Source organism: Kitasatospora sp. CMC57, from assembly GCF_045866025.2.
In the GTDB taxonomy this organism is placed as follows: domain Bacteria; phylum Actinomycetota; class Actinomycetes; order Streptomycetales; family Streptomycetaceae; genus Kitasatospora.
Map to the genome: position 1 here is coordinate 569,388 of NZ_AP035881.2, position 17,416 is coordinate 586,803.

The 17,416-nt window shown below is 72.0% G+C and carries 17 protein-coding genes and 1 pseudogene; 11 read left to right on the top strand and 7 right to left on the bottom strand.

Going from position 1 to position 17,416, the window contains the following annotated elements:
* Nucleotides 1-7: 7 nt before the first annotated feature.
* Nucleotides 8-661: a polysaccharide deacetylase family protein gene (locus ACKUU6_RS02710; RefSeq protein ID WP_407986778.1), complete on the bottom strand. Its 654-nt coding sequence runs from the start codon at nt 659-661 to the stop codon at nt 8-10.
* A 411-nt stretch (nt 662-1,072) separates the two neighbouring features.
* Between ACKUU6_RS02710 and ACKUU6_RS02715 the strand changes: the two genes are divergently transcribed.
* The 3 genes from ACKUU6_RS02715 to ACKUU6_RS02725 all read left to right on the top strand — a co-directional run bounded on the left by ACKUU6_RS02715 (nt 1,073) and on the right by ACKUU6_RS02725 (nt 2,940).
* Entirely contained in the window at nt 1,073-1,603 is a 531-nt protein-coding gene (locus ACKUU6_RS02715; protein ID WP_407986779.1) for a hypothetical protein, read from the top strand.
* A 126-nt stretch (nt 1,604-1,729) separates the two neighbouring features.
* Nucleotides 1,730-2,434 carry a class F sortase gene (locus ACKUU6_RS02720; protein ID WP_407986780.1) on the top strand — a complete coding sequence of 235 codons (705 nt, stop codon included), beginning with the start codon at nt 1,730-1,732 and terminating at the stop codon, nt 2,432-2,434.
* A 161-nt stretch (nt 2,435-2,595) separates the two neighbouring features.
* Entirely contained in the window at nt 2,596-2,940 is a 345-nt protein-coding gene (locus ACKUU6_RS02725; RefSeq protein WP_407986781.1) for a hypothetical protein, read from the top strand.
* A gap of 42 nt (nt 2,941-2,982) precedes the next feature.
* Here ACKUU6_RS02725 and ACKUU6_RS02730 read toward each other — a convergent pair whose 3' ends face one another.
* Nucleotides 2,983-3,765, bottom strand: a complete 783-nt coding sequence (locus ACKUU6_RS02730) for a sporulation protein (RefSeq protein ID WP_407986782.1) — start codon at nt 3,763-3,765, stop codon at nt 2,983-2,985.
* 159 nt (nt 3,766-3,924) lie between these two features.
* Here ACKUU6_RS02730 and ACKUU6_RS02735 point away from each other — a divergent pair, with 159 nt between their 5' ends.
* A complete protein-coding gene (locus ACKUU6_RS02735) occupies nt 3,925-5,136 on the top strand; it encodes an MFS transporter (RefSeq protein WP_407986783.1) in 1,212 nt (403 codons plus the stop codon).
* Between the two features lie 52 nt (nt 5,137-5,188).
* Here ACKUU6_RS02735 and ACKUU6_RS02740 read toward each other — a convergent pair whose 3' ends face one another.
* Nucleotides 5,189-6,058, bottom strand: a complete 870-nt coding sequence (locus ACKUU6_RS02740; protein WP_407986784.1) for a hypothetical protein — start codon at nt 6,056-6,058, stop codon at nt 5,189-5,191.
* A gap of 169 nt (nt 6,059-6,227) precedes the next feature.
* The gene (gene sigJ / locus ACKUU6_RS02745; protein ID WP_407986785.1) at nt 6,228-7,148 is read right to left on the bottom strand and encodes an RNA polymerase sigma factor SigJ; all 921 of its coding nucleotides are present in this window, start codon (nt 7,146-7,148) and stop codon (nt 6,228-6,230) included.
* A 108-nt stretch (nt 7,149-7,256) separates the two neighbouring features.
* Here sigJ and ACKUU6_RS02750 point away from each other — a divergent pair, with 108 nt between their 5' ends.
* From ACKUU6_RS02750 to ACKUU6_RS02760, 3 genes are all read left to right on the top strand, one after another.
* Entirely contained in the window at nt 7,257-7,676 is a 420-nt protein-coding gene (locus ACKUU6_RS02750) for a hypothetical protein (RefSeq protein WP_407986786.1), read from the top strand.
* Between the two features lie 62 nt (nt 7,677-7,738).
* A complete protein-coding gene (locus ACKUU6_RS02755) occupies nt 7,739-8,365 on the top strand; it encodes an SGNH/GDSL hydrolase family protein (RefSeq protein ID WP_407986787.1) in 627 nt (208 codons plus the stop codon).
* A 232-nt stretch (nt 8,366-8,597) separates the two neighbouring features.
* A complete protein-coding gene (locus ACKUU6_RS02760; protein WP_407986788.1) occupies nt 8,598-10,535 on the top strand; it encodes a glycoside hydrolase family 5 protein in 1,938 nt (645 codons plus the stop codon).
* Between the two features lie 61 nt (nt 10,536-10,596).
* Here the strand turns inward: ACKUU6_RS02760 and ACKUU6_RS02765 are convergent, their stop codons facing one another.
* Nucleotides 10,597-11,724, bottom strand: coding sequence for a nucleotide disphospho-sugar-binding domain-containing protein (locus ACKUU6_RS02765; RefSeq protein WP_407986789.1), 1,128 nt, complete (start codon nt 11,722-11,724; stop codon nt 10,597-10,599).
* A 147-nt stretch (nt 11,725-11,871) separates the two neighbouring features.
* Entirely contained in the window at nt 11,872-12,363 is a 492-nt protein-coding gene (locus tag ACKUU6_RS02770; RefSeq protein WP_407986790.1) for a MarR family winged helix-turn-helix transcriptional regulator, read from the bottom strand.
* Between the two features lie 72 nt (nt 12,364-12,435).
* On the opposite strand from ACKUU6_RS02770, the gene ACKUU6_RS02775 reads away from it, so the two are divergent.
* The 3 genes from ACKUU6_RS02775 to ACKUU6_RS02785 all read left to right on the top strand — a co-directional run bounded on the left by ACKUU6_RS02775 (nt 12,436) and on the right by ACKUU6_RS02785 (nt 14,788).
* A complete protein-coding gene (locus ACKUU6_RS02775) occupies nt 12,436-13,602 on the top strand; it encodes a flavin-dependent oxidoreductase (protein ID WP_407986791.1) in 1,167 nt (388 codons plus the stop codon).
* Entirely contained in the window at nt 13,599-14,048 is a 450-nt protein-coding gene (locus ACKUU6_RS02780) for a DUF3237 domain-containing protein (RefSeq protein WP_407986792.1), read from the top strand. The genes ACKUU6_RS02775 and ACKUU6_RS02780 overlap by 4 nt, the downstream gene beginning before the upstream one ends.
* 89 nt (nt 14,049-14,137) lie before the next feature.
* Nucleotides 14,138-14,788: a histidine kinase gene (locus ACKUU6_RS02785; RefSeq protein WP_407986793.1), complete on the top strand. Its 651-nt coding sequence runs from the start codon at nt 14,138-14,140 to the stop codon at nt 14,786-14,788.
* Here the strand turns inward: ACKUU6_RS02785 and ACKUU6_RS02790 are convergent.
* Nucleotides 14,744-15,010: pseudogene (locus ACKUU6_RS02790) on the bottom strand (hypothetical protein); the annotation flags it as partial. The gene ACKUU6_RS02785 and the pseudogene ACKUU6_RS02790 sit on opposite strands and share 45 nt — an antisense overlap.
* Before the next feature lie 771 nt (nt 15,011-15,781).
* Between ACKUU6_RS02790 and ACKUU6_RS02795 the strand changes: the two are divergent.
* A complete protein-coding gene (locus ACKUU6_RS02795; RefSeq protein WP_407986794.1) occupies nt 15,782-17,398 on the top strand; it encodes an amino acid adenylation domain-containing protein in 1,617 nt (538 codons plus the stop codon).
* The last annotated feature ends 18 nt before the right edge of the window (nt 17,399-17,416 follow it).

The following is a 17,416-nucleotide window of genomic DNA, read 5'->3' on the forward strand; positions in this document are numbered from 1 at the left end:
TCCCGCGTCACCGGGGAGCCGTGAACCGGTAGCCGTCGTCGATCAGCACCGGGAGGTAGGTCTGCAGGGCCGCGATGGTCTGCGAGCGGTCGCCGCCGCCGTCGTGGTTCAGCACGATCGATCCCGGCTGGACGGCCTTCAGCACGCGCTCGGTGATGAGGGAGGTCCCGGGGCGGGCCCAGTCCCGGGGGTCCACGGACCAGCCCATCGGGCGCATGCCCAGCTCGGAGCAGGTCTTCAGGGCGACGGGTGACCAGTCCCCGCCGGGAGCCCGGAACCAGGTGAGGGGTTTCCCGGCGGCGGTCTGGAGCACGTCGGAGGTGCGCTCCAACTCGTCCCGGACCTGGGCCGCCGACAGGTGGCGCAGGTCCGGGTGGGTCCAGGTGTGGTTGGCGAGGTGGTGGCCCTCCCGGGCGATCTCCCGGACCAGGTCCGGGTGCTCGGCGGCGTTCTCGCCGATTAGGAAGAAGGTGGCCCGGATCCCGTACTTCCGCAGCAGGCCCAGCACCACGGGCGTGTGGGTGGGATCGGGGCCGTCGTCGAGGGTCAGGGCCACCAGCTTGTCGGTGGCCGGGAGTTCGTAGACGGGATTGCCGACCGCCCTCGGCACGGGCTTGGCGGGGCTGGGCTCGGGAGCCGTCACCGGAGCCGCGGCGGTCACCGCGGCCGGGGTCCCGTCCGGCGAAGGCGCGGCGGTGGGTGGAAGGGCGGCGGGGGACGCGGGACCCGTGTCCCCGGAGCCGCCCGGTGGCGCGCCGCAGGCCCCGGCGGCCAGGAGGGTCATTCCAGCTACGGACAGTAGCTTCCTACGGCTCATGATCTGACGGTGCGACAGCATGTTCCATCTGTCGCACGGAAGTTCCGGCCCTGCACGGCCGAGCGCTCAACCGGGGTGTGCCACCCCTCCCAACGGCTGAGCCCACCCCCCGAACGGACTTGCGTCCTCACCCGGATGAGCCCACCAGTGGCGTTCCGCGACCGGCCAACTGACGGTGAGTGAGGCGCACCGATGACTTCACCAGCCGATGAGGTGTCGGCAGTCCTTCGGCGGCGCCGGAAGGAAGCAGTCCCCATGCGTTCCGAACTCGCTTTGCTCGCCGGAGCGGCCACCGCCGCCGTCCTCGTCCTCGGCGCTCCCACTGCCCAGGCCGAGACCGTCCCCGGTGCCCCCAGCGGCCAGACCACCCAGCAGCAGCCCCGCACCGTGGACGACCAGCAGCTGTGGCAGGACGCCCCGGCCGCCCCGGCCGCGCCCGAGGAGAAGAAGGTGGCTCCGGCCGCCCCGGTGGCCCCGGCCGCCCCCGAGGAGAAGAAGGCGCCGGATCAGCCGCCCGCCGAGAAGAAGGCGGACCACGAGCCGGCCAAGGAGCAGGCCGTGAAGGACGAGGCGGCGAAGGACGAGGCCGTGAAGGACAAGGCGGACGCCGCGCCCGAGTCCTCCTGGCAGCACGGCCAGAAGCCGCACGGCGGCGTCCACACCGGTGGCGGCGGCCTCGCCGTCTCCGGCGGGGGCCTGGCCTCGGGCGCCGCGCTGCTGGCCGGCGGCCTGGCCGTCGGGGCGTACACCCTGCGGCGTCGCAACACCGGGGGCGGCGTGGCCTGACCGGCCGCAGCCCCGCATCGTGGTCGTCGCCTCCGGGCGGCGGCCACGACGCGACGTCCGGGCGCAGCGGCCCCCGCCGCCCGGACGCGTTCCGCCCCCTTCCGCCCCGAGAGAGGAGCCGGCCCGATGGGCCGTCAGACCGTGCCGAACGGTGCACCCGCGACCGTCCCTCCCCCGGCCGCCCACCCGGGCAGTCTCAGGCCCTTCTGGTGGGCGATGGCAGCGGCCGCCCTGGGCCTCATGGTGATGTACCAGTCCGTGGACACCAGTCCGGTGACCTCCCCGCAGGTGGCCGCCGCCGCCCCGGCCGTTTCCGCTCCCACGGCCCGGACGTCCTCCCGCGCCGCGCCCGTCGCGCCCGCGCTGCCCCGGTCCCGTCCGGTCAAGCTCGGCATCCCCCAGCTCTTCGTCGAGGCTCCCTTCGTCGAGCTGGGACTCAACCCGGCCGGCGCCCTGGAGGCCCCGGCCAAGGAGGACCGCAACCTCGTCGGCTGGTACCGGGACGGCGCCTCCCCCGGCGAGCGCGGCAGCGCGGTCGTCGCAGGCCACGTGGACACCACCACCGGCCCCGCGGTCTTCCTGATGCTCCACCTGCTGACGCCAGGGAACACGGTCGACATCACCCGCGAGGACGGCATCGTCGCCACCTTCTCGGTCGACTCGGTCCAGACCTTCCCCAAGGACCGTTTCCCGGACCACGAGGTGTACGCGGACACCGACACGGCCCAGCTGAGGCTGATCACCTGCGGCGGCGCGTACGACCGGCAGCGCAAGGACTACACGGACAACGTCGTGGTCTTCGCCCACCTCAAGTCCTCCCGGCAGACCTGACCCGACGGCTCCGCGCGGCCGGTGGCGGGTCCGGTCACCCGGAGGGGCTATCCGGGCCGACGGCCGTTGTCCGCGAAAGTGGCCGGTCGAAGCGGCAGGGCGGCACCCGGCCGTCCCACGACGCGATGCGCGAAGGCAGGACGGGCCGTAGCGTCGGCGGCATGAGTGTCGACGAAGCGATGGTTCAGAGCGTCGGGGTGCGCTCCGCGCAAGAGGTCTTCAGCGCCATTGCCGAGGCGGGGAAACGGCCTCGGCCGAGGAGCGCCTATCAGCGCGGCCTGATGGTCGCCTACTGGTGGGCGGCAGGAGCGCCGGTGCCCGCCCCCATCACCCGGGTGGCGGCGGTCGGAGCCCACGGCCCCTGCCGGGCCCAGCTGCTGGCCGAGTGCCAGGCCGCGGCCGCCCAGCTGCGCCGCGCACCGACGGCCGCGGACCACTCCGACTTCGCCCTCGGAGCCTTCGCGGCCCTGGCCTGGCTCAGCGGCCGGCACGACGAACGGCCGTAGCACCCCCGCTGTACCGGCCGGGCCGCTGCGTACGACGCCGGCTCAGATCCAGCCGCGTCGGCCGCCCACCGAGTGCAACCACTGGTGCAGGTAGTCCGCCCAGTCCGTGGCCGCCGCCTCGGAGTGCGCCACGGTGAACGAGCGGAAGGTGTCGGAGCCTTCGGTGAACAGGCCGCCGCGCTTGTCCATCTCCAGCACCACGTCCACGGCGTGCTCGTCCGCGACGAACGACAGCTCGACCTGGCTCAGCCCGGGGTACTGCGGCGCCGCGAAGAACTCGATCTCCTGGTAGAACGGCAGCCGCTGGCGGGTGTTGCGGATCTGACCGCGCTCCAGGTCCGCGGCCTTGAAGCGGAACCCGAGCCGTCCGAAGGCGTCCAGGATGGACTGCTGGACGGGGAGCGGGTGGACCGCGATCGGGTCGAGGTCACCCGCGTCCACCGCCCGGTCGATCGCGAGCTCGGTGTGCACCCCGAGCACCATGCCGCGCAGCGGCTGGCCGCCCACCGTCGTCACCGGGGTCTCGAACGGCACCTGGAAGGCGAACGGCACCGCGTGCAGCGCGCCCTCCCGTAGCTCGAACTCACCACCGAGACGGTGCTGCTGGAAGCGGATGTCCTGGTGGTGCTCGCTCTCGTCGCCCTCCACCTCGACCCGGGCCTGGAGACTGAGCGTCAGCCCCTCGATCGTCTGGTCGACCTTGCCGCCCTGGATCCTGACCTCGCCCCGCAGCGTGCCGCCGGGCAGCACGTTCGGGTCCGCGAGGACGGTCTCGACCGAGGCGCCTCCGGCACCCAGCCCGGCCAGCAAGCGCTTGAATCCCATCGCAGTTTCCTCTCGTCGGCGCAGCACCGCTGATCAGCGTAGCGACAGCGTACGGGCCGGTGACGGGGTGGAGGCCGTCCGCTTCCCGGGCCAACGGGATGCTAGAATGAGGGTGTTGGCCTTCGGCGTTCCCAATTCGGGCGCCCGGAGGCTTTTTTCATGCCCACTCTCACCTCTGCGCCCGTGGTGCGGGCCGTCACCGGCTACCGCGACCTGCTCAGCATCACCGAATTCACAGGTCTGTACACCGGTTTCGCCCTGACGACCGCCGCGAACACCCTGTCGGGCTTCGCCCTCGGCACGCTGGTCAGCCGGCAGACCAGCTCCCCGTTCCTGACGGCCGTCAGCATGTACGGGGCCACCTTCGCCGCGGTACTCGGGGCGCTGACGCTGATGTCGGTCGCGGACGGGCGTCGTCCTCGCCGCACCCTCGTCGTGCTCCAGTGCCTCGCGCTGCTGGGGGTCGCCGCCCAGGCGGTACCCGGGTTGCCGCTGGCCGCCCGGTTCGGTCTGCTGCTGGTGCTGGGGCTCTTCCAGTCCTTGGGGACGGGAACCCGGATGGGGTTGCTCACCGAGGTGGTCCCGGCCTCCGCCTACGCGATGGCCCGGTCGCTGATGAACATCACTTCGGGTGGTACGGCCGTGCTCGGCTTCGCCCTCGGGGCCGTCCTGCTGCGGTACCTGGGCCCCCAGCAGGTCTTCGTGCTGGCAGCGGTCCTGACTGCGGCCGGGCTGGCCGTGGTGGCGGCGACCGTCCGGGAGCACTCGATCCGGCTGACCCGCCGTCCGGGGCTGCGGCAGACCTGGACCACCAACGCCGCGCTCTGCGCCGACCCCGGGCAGCGGGCGCTGCTGGTGAACCTGTGGGTTCCCAACGGCCTGATCGTCGGCTGCGAGGCGCTGTTCCTCTCCTACGCGCCGGACCACGCCGGTGCGCTGCTGGCCGCCGGATCGGCCGGAATGCTGGTCGGCGACCTGACCGTCGGGCGGCTGCTCGACGCCGACCGCCGGCGGCGCTGGGCCTTCGCGCTGCGGCTGCTGCTCGCGGCGCCGTACCTGCTGTTCGTGCTGCACCCGCCGACGGGGGTGGTGACGGTCGCGGTGTTCCTCGCGAGTGTCGGCTTCGCAGCCACGCTTCCCTTGCAGGAGCAGCTGCTCGAACGCACTCCGGGGCCGGTCCGCGGGCAGGTGCAGGGCGTCGAGTCGGCCGGGCGGATGACCTGGCAGGGTCTGGGCGCCGCGATCGCCGGGGGCACCGCCCAGTACCTCACCCCGGGGGCCTCGGTCACCGCCGTCGCGGTGGTCTCCCTCGCCGTCACGCTCCTCACCCGGCCGGCCGTGGCTCGGGCCCGCACCACCGGCGTCCGCTGAGCGCGCGGGCGCCCGCCCGCCGGGGAGTTGTCGGCGGGCGGGCTCCGGGGAGTCACAGGACCGGGATGTCCACCTTCAGGACGAAGGCGTGCGGCGCGGGATCGGCCGGGGCCTCGTAGGTCAGGGTGGCCGTGACCGTGCTGCCGTGCCGGGCGGTGGGACTGACCCGGACGGCAAAGCCGCGGTTGAGCCAGGACCAGGTGTTGCCGACCGTGTCGGGGCAGGTCGCGGTGGTGCGGTCAGCGGAGTAGTCGCACGGAATGCCCTCCGGCGCGGAGCTCAGGAACGAGGAGCCGGGCGGCAGTTGCGCAATCAGCCGACCGCGCCACGGGTAGTCGGTGGACGGGCCTAGGTTACGCTCCTCGACCTCGAAGTCGGCCGGGTTCCCGGGTGCGGCAGGCAGCGGCGGCCGGGCCAGGGAGAGGTGGGCACCGGTGACCGGCACGGAGATCTCCGAGGTCCAGGTGGCGAGGTTGTCCGCCGGTTTCTGCTCGCCGTCCCAGCTGACCTCGGCGGTGCCGCCGGGGTAGCTCTTCGGGCCGGCCAGGCCGCTGATGGTCCGTGAGCGCAGCTTGAGGTAGCTGCACTGGTGCGGCTGGAGCCCTTCGGCGACCGGGACGCGGATCCAGTTCCAGCCACCGTCGGTGGCCTCGCCGTACTCGGGCGAGAGCTCCATGCCTTCGGCCGGCGGCCCGTTGACCACCAGGGTGGCCGGGGCCTGCGGGGTCTCGGTGCCGTGGTTGCAGACCACCACCGTGAACGGCACGGTGGCCCCGGGCGGGGCGGCCGGGTCGGGCGCGGCAACCGTCACCGCCAGGTCGCCGGAGTACGGCGGGGCGGCCTGCGGGGACGGGCCGGCCTGGGCGGTGACGGGGACGAGAGCGACCGCGAGGGCAGCGGCCAGGGCGGCGGGGATCCGCATGGGTCTCCATCGGGACGGTCGCGGGCTGCACGGTTCGGCACCCACGTTCGTCCATGAAGCTAGCCCCGCTGATCCGGCGCTCCCTGCCGACGGCGCCGTTCGGCCCCGCCACCTTCGGCCGCCCGGGTGACGCTCCGTCAGGCACGAGGCTTCCGTGACACGGGCGCCGTCACGCCGGGGCCCACGCGCCGAGCTTCTCCGGGTTGCGGACCGCCCAGATGCGGGTGATCCGGTCCCCGGTGAGCTCGAACGCCGCCACCGTCACGGTGCTGCCGGTGTGCTGGGCGACCAGGCCGGGCAGGCCGTTGACCGTCCGCTCCAGGAGTGTCAGACCGGGGGCCTTGTCGGCGATGAAGATCAGGTACTGGGCGATGCGCTCGCTGCCCTCGACCGGGCGGAGGACGGCGCCGACCAGTCCGCCGCCGTCGGCGGTCATCGTGGCGTCGGGGTCGAGGAGGTCGACCAGGGCCTTGATGTCCCTGGCCTCCCACGCCTCCTTGAAGTTCCGCACCAGACCGGCCTGTCCGGCCGCCGGACCCACCGGTGCCTTCGCGGCACCGACCCGGCGCCGGGCCGAGGACGCCAGCTGGCGGCAGGCGGCGGGCGTCCGGCCGACGATCCCGGCGACCTCGCCGAAGGGGTACCGGAAGACGTCGTGCAGGACGAAGGCCACGCGTTCGGCCGGCGTCATCGACTCCAGGACGACGAGGAAGGCCATGTTCACCGACTCGTCCAGGGTGACCTGGTCGGCGGGGTCGGCCGACTCGGGGCCGCCGCCGACCCGCCCGCCGAGCCACTCCGTACGGTCGGGCAGTGGTTCGGGGAGCCACTGGCCGACGTAGCGCTCGCGCCGGGCCCGCGCCGAGCCGAGCAGGTCCAGGCAGATCCGGCTCGCCACCGTCGTCAGCCAGGCGCCGGGTGACGCGATGGCTTCCTGCTGCTGCGGCGTCATCGCGTACCAGCGGGCGTAGGTCTCCTGCACGGCGTCCTCGGCCTCGACCAGCGATCCGAGCAACCGGTAGGCGAGATTGATCAGATGGCGCCGCTCGCCGGTGATCACGCTCAGGTCCGGCTCGGTCGGCTTGCTCACGGCCACGACTGCTCCTCGGCTCTTCGCCTCACATTTCGCGGGCCCACGTCGTCGGGATACCGAGACACTACTGACCCACCGCCGCGAGGCAGAACAGAGGACCGCATCATGGCCACCACCCGGGCGACGGCAGCACCGGCCAGGCTCAGCTTCCTTCAGGTCGCGATAGCGCTGCAGACCCTGACCATCCTCGTCCAGGCCACCACGGCCGGGCTCCTACTGACCACGCACCAGGGCGAGGTGCTGCACAGCGCCGGAGCCCGGGTGATGTACGCCGCGTCGATGCTGTACGTCCTCGCGGCGATCCTGGCCTGGCGGCCGGGCGGCGGCTCGCCCCGCCCGATCCTGTACTCGTCCGGCTTCCTCGTCCTCGCCTCGGTTCAGGTGGTGCTGGGCGTGGCGCACATACCGTCGCTGCACGTCCCGCTGGGCGTCCTGATGTTCGGACTGAGCGTGCTGGCGCTGGGTCAGGTGCGCTCCACCGCTCGGCAGCGCGGGAGCCGGGGCGGATCCGTCGAGTCGTCATGATCGAATAGGGTCCGTGCGTGCGGACGGTACGCACGAGGGCGAGCGAGCGCGGGGATGGTCACGTGATCGAGCTGTCGACGGCACCGATGCTGCAGACGGCACCGATGACCTGGGTGGCGGCTGGGGACAGCATCACCCAGGCCGTTCAGCACACCTACGGGGCACGGGGCTGGGTCGAACACGTCCACGAACGGATCCGTTGCCAGCTCGACCGGCTGACCGACACCGTCGTCAACTCCGGCGTCTCCGCGTGGTGTGCCGGCGACGTGCTCGGCGCTTACGATCATCTGATCGGCCGGTTCTCCCCGGACGTGCTGTCGATCTCGCTGGGCACCAACGACGCCCGGGCCGGCCTGGCGGGCCTCGACACGTTCCACACCGATCTGCGGGCAATCATCGCCCGGACCGACGGCGCGCAGATCGTGCTCCACACGCCCGTGCTGACCAGCGTGAGCGGCCGCGTGGCCCGCCCCGAACTGCCCGCCTACTGCCAGGCCGTCCGGGACATCGCCCACGACACGGGCGCGCTGCTGGTGGACCACGAAGCCCATTGGCTGGCCCGGTTCACCGACGGCGCGGACCCGATCCCCTGGCTCGACGACCCCGCCCACCCCAACGCCGTCGGCCACCTGCAGATGGCGAACCACACCCTGCGCACGCTGGGACTTGGCGAGTTGACCGACGTGTAGTCGGCCCGACGAGTCCCCCCTGACCGAGGCAGGGGGGCCTCGTCGTGTCCGCCGGTCCAGACCTTCGGGCGGCCGGCGAGACCACCGCGCCGGCTCTGACTGCCCGTCATCGTCACGGAGGTTGTGGTTACCGAGGGGTAGTCAGCGGCAGCCCGAGGGCTGAGAGTGGGTCACTGAACGCGTACATTCACGCATTTGCTCTGCCTCGCAACCCACCCTCAAGGGAGAGAACGTGAGAAACGCCAGGTCAGGCACGCTCAGAAGAGCCCTCACCCGGGCCCTGTGCGTGGCGGCCCTGCTGTCGGGGCTGCCCGCCGGATTGGGCGCAGCGTCCGCCGCCCCGGCAGCGGCGACCCTGCAGACCGGCGCGCAGCTCGCCGCGTCCTGGACCGGTCCGCTCAGCACCCGGGGCCGCTGGATCGTCGACGCCGACGGCAACCGGTTCAAGCTCAAGTCCGGCAACTGGGAAGGTGCCCAGGGCACCTGGCTCGGCAGTGGGGACATCGGCGACCCCGCGAACCACATGCACGGCGAGCCCGCCCACAACATGCCGCTCGGGCTTGACCGGGTCCCGATGGCAAAGATCCTGGCCGACTTCCACGGGCTCGGCATCAACAGCATCCGGCTCCCGTTCTCCAACGCCCTGCTCCACGACCCCACCCCGGTCCCGGACACCGCCGTCGCGGCCAACCCGCAGCTGCGTGGAGCCACCGGGCTCCAGGTGTTCGACGCGGTGGTGGCCGCGCTCACCGCGGACGGCTTCGCGGTGATCCTCAACAACCACACCACCACCGCCCGTTGGTGCTGCGGGCTGGACGGCAACGAACGCTGGAACAGCGGGCAGTCCACCGAGCAGTGGATCGCCGACTGGGTGTTCGTGGCCGAGCGCTACCGGCAGAACAAGCGGGTGGTCGGCGCCGACCTGCGCAACGAGATCCGCCGGGACGTCATGGACGACCCCAACTGGGGCAGGGGTGACTCCCATGACACCAACGCGGCCTTCGAGGCCGCCGGGAACCGCATCTTGCAGGCCGCTCCGGACCTCCTCATCGTCATGGAGGGGATCAACTGGTACGGCATCCCGCTCAACGGGCTCCCGCACGGCCGCCCGATGCTCACTCCCGTCCGGACCCTCTCCAACACCCTGATCGCGTCAGGGAAGTTGGTGTACGCGGCGCACTTCTACGCCTACACGGGCCCGGCCAACAGCGGCGCGGGCAGCGGACTCGGCTCCACCGACGACCCGCGCTACCAGGACTTCACCCCGGCCGAACTCGCCCAGGTGGTCGATCAGGAGGCCCTGTTCGTCACCCAGTCCGGGCAGCACTTCACCGCCCCCGTCTGGATCAGCGAGTTCGGCGCCGGCGGCCGCGGTTCGAACGACGCCAAGGAGCAGGCCTGGCTCCGCAACTTCACCGACATCCTGGTGGCCAACGACACCGACTTCGCCGTCTGGCCCCTCGTCGGCTGGACCAAGGACGGTGCACCGCTGGACAGTTGGGCCCTGCTCTCGTACGCCCCCGACGGCACCCGGCTCAGCATCGAGGACGCCGGCGACTGGCGGATCACGGACTGGCGCAGACTGATCACCGCTCCCGGCCGCACCGGCCCGGTGGCCCAGGTCGAGCACTGGAGCATGCTCAACCTCGACCACACCGACTACGTCGTCTCGGCCCGGATGCTCGCCCTGCCCGACTGGGACGGCGGCGCGCGCAAGGCGGCCTGCCCCGACGGCCAACGCCTCACCGGCCTCGGCCGCAGCGACGGCCGGGGCCTGTGCACCGACTCCGCCCAACCCGCGCCCACCGACACCCCCTACCTTCGGGTCACCGACGAGCGCTACGTGACGGGCGGCGACTGGGCTCCCGGGTACAACAAGCTCCAGTGTCCGGACGACCAACTCGCGGTCGGCTACAGCGTTCGCGGCGCCGCGATGGCGTCCCTGCTCTGCGCTCGGGCGAACGCCCCGCTCCCCGCCTCCGGCCGCAACGTCTGGTTCGACCACGGCGACAACCGTCCGGCCAACGGCGGCTCGACCGGCAGCGACTGGGCCCCCGGCTACTACAAGGGCCAGTGCACCGACCGCGAGTACGTCGCCGGCGTCGCCTTCACCTGGAAGTGGACCCACGGCGGGGTGCCCGACGCCCTGCTCTGCCGCCCACTGAGCTGACCCGCTGTCACCGGAGCCGCAGATCGGACGACCTGCGGCTCCGGTGGACGTACCGTGCCGCTCAGCGCGGCGCGGCCGCGAGGGCCTCGATGTCGGGAACCAGGGCGGCCGGGGTGGGGAGGGCGTCGTTCTCCGCCCGGAGGCGGACGGCGGCCTCGCGGAGCTCCTGGTCGTCGACGAGGCGCGTGAGCAGCGCGGTGTCGACGTCGTCGGAGCGGGAGCGCAGGGCGGCACCGGTGGCGGTGAGGAAGTCGGCGGCGAGGAAGTTGTCGGCGCCCTGGGGAAGCAGCAGTTGGGGAATCCCCGCCTGCACACCGGTCAACGCGCTGCCGGAGCCGCCGTGGTGGACCACCGCGTCGGAGACCCGCAGCAACTCCGCCAGCGGGACCCACGGCAGCGGGCGGACGTTGGCCGGAAGGGTACCCAGGTGGGTGAGGTCGGCGTCGCCGACCGCGAGCAGGAACTCGGCGTCCACCGACGCGGCGGCCTCGATCAGGCGGGTGATGGCCTGTACGCCGTCCACCGTGGTGACGACGGTGCCCAGGGTGACGGCGACGCGTGGCCGACCGACCCGGCGCAGCAGGTCACCGGGCACCACCCCGCCGCCGTTGTACGGGATGTAACGCATCCGCAGGCCGCCCGGGTCACCGCCGAGCGAGACCGGAACGACGTTAAGCGGGGTGGTCTCCGCCGGGGCGGCCACACCGTGTGCCTCGTAGACGTCGGTGAAGTGAGCGGCCAGCCGGGCGGCCAGGTCGAGGCCCGAGCTGAAGCCGAAGTTCTGCAACGCCGCCGGGATCTTGAGCTTGGCCGCGACCAACTGGGCCGACGCCAGGCAGGAGTCGTGGATCAGGAGGTCGGCACCCCACTCGCCTGCGGTGGCCAGCAGGCCGTCCACAGTGGAGCGGGAGGCGTGTGCGAACGCGGCGGCGGCCAGCTCGAAGATCTCGTCCTGACCCAAGTCCGGCCTGGCGTACCGCGGTTGCTCACCGCTGGTGGCCATGAACGACTCCTTGAGCGACCGACCGTCACCGATCTCGACGATCGGGAATCCCGCCTGCCGGAGCTGGTCCACGGGCTGCGGACTGGCGAACAGCACCTCGTGACCCGCCGCCCGCAGCGCCTGCGCGGTCGGCACCATCGGGAAGAGGTGGCTGGGCGCAGCCGGCCCGGTGAAAAGTATGCGCACGGTCGTCTCCTGATCGATCACGGATAACACGGGCGGTAGCCCGCACACCGGCAACTGACGGACAGTCAGCTGATGTTCCCGGTACGATCGATAATCGGACGTTCTGCCACGGGCCTTGCCAGGAGGCGACCGGTGCGCTATCGCCCCCTATGGACGCGCGGCCAGGATGCGGGTCAGCAGTCCCGTGAGGGTGGCCCGCTCCTCCGGGTCGAGGACGGCGAACCACTCCTGTTCGCGCCGGGTCTGTTCACCGAAGGCCTCCCGGACGGCGTCCTCACCCTGCGCCGTCAGCGCCACGGCGATCGCCCTGCGGTCCTCGGGCAGCGGACGGCGTTCGACCAGGCCGTCGCGCTCCAGCGTGTTCACGGCGTTGGTGACGGCCGAGCGGGACATCGCCGAGAGTTCGGCGAGGCGGGCGGGCTGGGTCGGCCCGAGCAGCCAGAGCTTGAACATCAGCCGGAAGCCGGGGAGCGTCCAGCCACGTGGCCGGTGGATGCGGCTCTCCAGGTCGGCGACGACCAGGTACGACAGGTGCAGCAGGTGGTGGGCGAGCGTGAACGCCTCCGGGTCGGCCGGTGGCGGCATGCTCGCCAAGCGGTCGCGGGCGTAGTCGGCGTATCTGAGATCTGGTCGGTCCACAGGACAGAGTCTTGCGCATGGCGTCCCCGTACGAGATTGTTACGGCCATAACAATCATCTCGGGAGGATGCTGTGCGGATCACCATCGCAGGCGCGGGCATCGGCGGACTCGCCACCGCCCTCAGCCTGCATGCGGCCGGATTCGAGGACGTCGTCGTGCACGAGGCGGCTCCGGAGATCCGCCCGCTCGGCGTCGGGATCAACCTGCTCCCGCACGCCGTACGGGAGTTGACCGAACTCGACCTCGCCGACCGGCTGGCCGCTATCGCCGTCCCCACCGCCGAACTGGCCTACTTCAACCGCTACGGCCAGGCCGTCTGGGCCGAACCGCGCGGGCTCGCCGCCGGCTACCGCTGGCCGCAGTACTCGGTGCACCGGGGCCGGCTCCAGCTGCTCCTGCTGGACGCCGTGCGCGAGCGCCTCGGCGGCCACGCCGTCCGGACCGGGAGCCGGATCACCTCGCTGCGGCACGACTCCGACCTGCTGGTCGGTGCCGACGGGATCCACTCGGCCGTCAGGTCCGCGCTCTACCCGGACGAAGGGGCACCCCCGTGGAACGGCCTCGTCCTCTGGCGGGGAACGACCTACGGAACGCCGTTCCTGACCGGCCGTTCGATGATCATGGCGGGCGACGGCACCCAGAAGTTCGTCGCCTACCCGATCGGTGACGGACACCTCGTCAACTGGATCGCCGAGCAGCCGCTGCACGGCGAACCCCCGGAGCGCGGCAACTGGAACCGTCCCGCCGATCCGGCCGCCATCGCCGGGCACTTCGCCGACTGGACGTTCGACTGGCTGGACGTACCGGCTCTCATCACGGCCGCCGAAGCCGCGTACGAGTACCCGATGGTGGACCGCGATCCCCTCCCGAGCTGGAGGCGGGACGACGTCGTCCTGCTCGGCGACGCCGCCCACGCCATGTACCCCGTCGGCTCCAACGGCGCCTCCCAGGCGATCATCGACGCCCGGGTGCTCGCCCACTCGCTCGCCACCACCGGCGGGACGGCCGCGTACGAGGAGCTCCGGCGGCCCGCCACCACCGCGCTCCAGCTCGCCAACCGGCAGCAGGGCCCGGAGGTGGTGATGCGGCTCGCCCACGAACGCGCCCCCGACGGCTTCGAGGACATCGAGCACGTCGTCCCGCTCGCCGAGCGCACCGAGATCGCCGCCGCGTACAAGCGCACCGCGGGCTTCGACCCGGTCCTGCTCAACGAACGCCCCACGTGGAGCGTGCGGTGAAGCTGGCGCACCTGGCCGCGTTCGAGGTGCACGTCGCCCCGGTGCTCGATCTCGGCGACTCGCACCTGGGCCGTCGCCGGGTCGTCAACATCGTCGGCGGGACCTTCGACGGCCCCCGGCTGGCCGGGGTGGTCCTCCCCGGCGGAGCGGACTGGCAGGTGCTGCACCCCGACGGCTCCGCCGACCTCGACACCCGCTCCACCCTGCGCACCCACGACGGCGCACTCCTCCACCTCACCACCAACGGCGTCCGCCACGGGCCGCCCGAGGTGCTCCGGAGGCTGGCCGCCGGCCAGGAGGTGGACCCGGGCGAGTACTACTTCCGGCTCTTCTGCCGCTTCGAGACGGGCGACGACCGCTACCGCTGGCTGAACCACACCCTCGCCGTCGCCTCGGCTGCCCGCACCGCCGACGCCGTCCGCTACGACGCGTTCGCACTCACCTGAGCATCGAGCGGCGCGTCCCCCGGTAGGAGGACGGCGGATCACCTCAGCGGCTGACTCGTGGTCAGCCCCGGGCCTCCTACGCTGGCGGCGTGAACCGACTCCACGCGTGGTTGCTCCGCCGTCCCGTCGCCGCCGACGGGACCGGGGCGCTGGGCCTGTTCCTGCTGGGCCGGTGGGCGGGTGTCGGGCCCGGGCCCCTGCTGGTCGGCTGCCTCCTGCTGGCCCGCTGGGGCGCCTGCTTCGGCACTCCCCCGCTCTCGTTGGCCGCCCTGGCCGGCGCACTGGCGGCCGGACCGGTCCTCGTGGCGTGGGGAGTCGCCGACGGCAGTCTCGGCTCCTTCTCGGCCGGGCAGTTGGTGCTCATCGCCGCGACGTACTCCCTCCCCTTCCTGCTCTGCTGGGCCTCGGGGCTGTGGTCGCGGGCCCGCCGCGCCGACCTGGCCTCGCTTGCGGACCGGGCTGCGACGGCCCGCACCGAACTGGTCCGAGCGGCCGTACGCGCCAGGATGGCCGAGGAGCTGCACGACGTGATCACCCACGACCTGACCGCGATGACCGTCCAGGCCGGCGGTGCGGAGTACATACTGTCCGCCAACCCGCGCCGCGCCGAGGAGGCGGTACGCGGCCTCGGACCTCAGGGCCGCCGACTGCTGGACGAACTCGCTTGCCTGGAGAGGGCGCTGACGCCCACCGGCTCACCCCGAACCGATCTCGACCACGCGGGCCCAGTCGGGCGGTGAGTCCGGTACGTGGTGGGGATCGTCCTCGTCCCAGGAGGTGCGCGACCGGCCCCGGGGGGAACAAGCCCACCACCGTGCGAAACGGCGGCCGACTGCTCGGCCACGGCGTCTGACCATCCGTCAGCACACGATCACGTCAGGTCGCTGTCCCGAACGGAGCGCTCGGACGAAGCCGGCCCGCAGGTCGGTACCACCACCGCCGACCAGCGGGATGCCCCGCGCCGGCCGGAAGCGGACGGCGTGGCGTTCCTGTGGACTGAGGCTGTGCCCGCCGCAGCCACTCCCCCGGGCCGGCCAGCCCCGCTCGCGGGCACCCCGGTCGCTGCCCCGGCCCAGTCCCCGGCGTGGCGGCGGGCGGTCACAGTCTCGATCACGGTGGGCGCCACGGCGAACTCGCGCACGCGCACGCGCAGCCAGCGGGAAAGGCGGCAATCCCCATTCGTGGTCCAGGTGAGCGTCAGCACTCACCTTGCGCGGACGGGACCCCCGATCTGTGAACGGAGTGAGTAGTCATCGCCGCTGACCATAGCGCCCCGCACTGCGATCTGCCAGGTCCTATTTCCAGCGCCCTCCGCGCAGGGTGCCGCACCTTCGACAGCCGGGCCGCCGTCGCATACCGCGCCGACCCCGAACCTCGTGGTCACTGAAGTAGCCTGAAGGTAAAGGAAGTTCAACTGCCCGAAGTGGCGGAGCACCGCCAACGCATCAGTTATCGGCCATTTCTGACGTGACGTCAAGCCGTTGCGGAAATTCTGGCCGCATCACCACGGGCACACGGTCCACCGGAGATCACCCCTTGCAACCGGGTGCGCACCGACCGGAGCCGGGCATCGGCACATTTCCGCCTTTCTTGCCAGGCCAGCCCTGTTCACAGCTCCACCACGTGACCTTGAAGAAACAGCCTCAACAACCATTGTGGCGACACATGTTCGAAGGTAGAGTCCCGGATCGCCGAGCACCAATGAGCGCTCGCGAAGTATTCCTGGGGCGGGCATGTCAAACAATCTCAGCGCCAGTGAGGTCGCTTCCGACCTTTTTGACGCGTTCAGGCAAACTACTTTTCGCAACCCGGACCATCCGGCGCTCATCCACCATGGACGCGTCGTGAGTTATCGCCGACTCCACGAGCTGGCGAACAAGCTTGCCGCAGACCTGGGAACCAATCCCGGCGTGGTTGCGGTACAGGCGACGCACACGCCGGAAACCCTTGTCGGGCTGCTCGGCGTACTGGCGGCCGGCGGGGTCTACTGCCCCGTCGATCCGGCATTCCCGCCGCAACGTCGGCAGGCGATGCTGTCGGCGGTCGACTGCCGGACCGTCCTCGGCGCCGATCCCGCGTCAGCGGACCAACTCGGGCTGCGACACCTGCAGTCGGACCATCTCGGGGCGGAGCCGACGGAACCGAGCCAGCCTGCCGAACTCATCCCGGCCACACGCAGCCCGCACCAAGAACCATCGGTGGCGGCTCAGTTGAGTGTCGACCCCGAGGCGCCGGCCTACATCCTCTTCACCTCGGGCTCCACCGGCCTGCCGAAGCCCGTCGTCACTCCTCGCCGGGCCATCTCCGCCACCGTCCACTCGCTGCGAGAGCTGTTCGGCCTGACACCCGACGACCGGGTGCTCCAGTTCGCCTCGCTGAACTGGGACACCTGCTTCGAGGAGATCCTGCCGACCCTCACGGCAGGAGCCACCCTCGTCCTCGACGCCGAGACGCACTCGGGCTCGTTCCCCCGCTTCTTACGGATGGTCGAACGGGAGCGGATCACCGTCCTCGACCTGCCGACCGCCTTCTGGCACGAGCTGGTGCTTTACCTCACCGAGGACCAACTGCCGCTGCCCGCCTGCGTCCGCCTGCTGGTGATCGGCGGCGAGGCGGCGAGCCCGGCCCGGCTGGCGGACTGGAGCCGCCTGGACACCGGGCGGATCCGGCTGCTCAACACCTACGGCTGCACCGAGACCACCCTGATCACCCACGCGGTCGACCTGCACGGACCCGAGGCGCCCTCCCCCGGCTGGACCTGGGACAGCGGCACCCGGGCGCCGATCGGACGGGCCCTCCCGCACGTCGTCCAGAAGATCAGCGAACAGGGCGAGTTGCTGATCGGCGGCCCCGCCCTCGCGCTCGGCTACCTCGGGCTGCCCGAGGCCACCGAAGCCAGGTTCACCGTGGTCGACGGCGAGCGCCGGTTCCGCACCGGCGACCGGGTGAGCAGCTCACCCGACGGCCTGCTCACCCATCAGGGCCGACTCGACCACGAGATCAAGGTGCGCGGTATCCGGGTCGACCCGGCCGAGGTCGAGGCCCATCTCTCCGGCCACCCGGGCGTGCAGGCGGCGGCCGTGGTGGGAACCACGCTGGCCGGTAGGTCCGCGCTGGTCGCGTACGTCGTGCCACGGGCCCCCTCGACGGCCGAGGCCCTGGACGCCGAGGTCCGGTCCTACCTGAACGCCCGGGTCCCCGGGCACCTGGTGCCGAGCCGGATCACCGTGGTCCCCCAACTCGTCCTCACCGCAAGCGGAAAGGTCGACCGCGCGGCCTCGCACCTGCGGCACACAACAGCCGTGGCGCACCCCGGGAAGCGCACCCAGTACCCACCGACAGCCCACTGACAGGTCAAAGGAGACCTT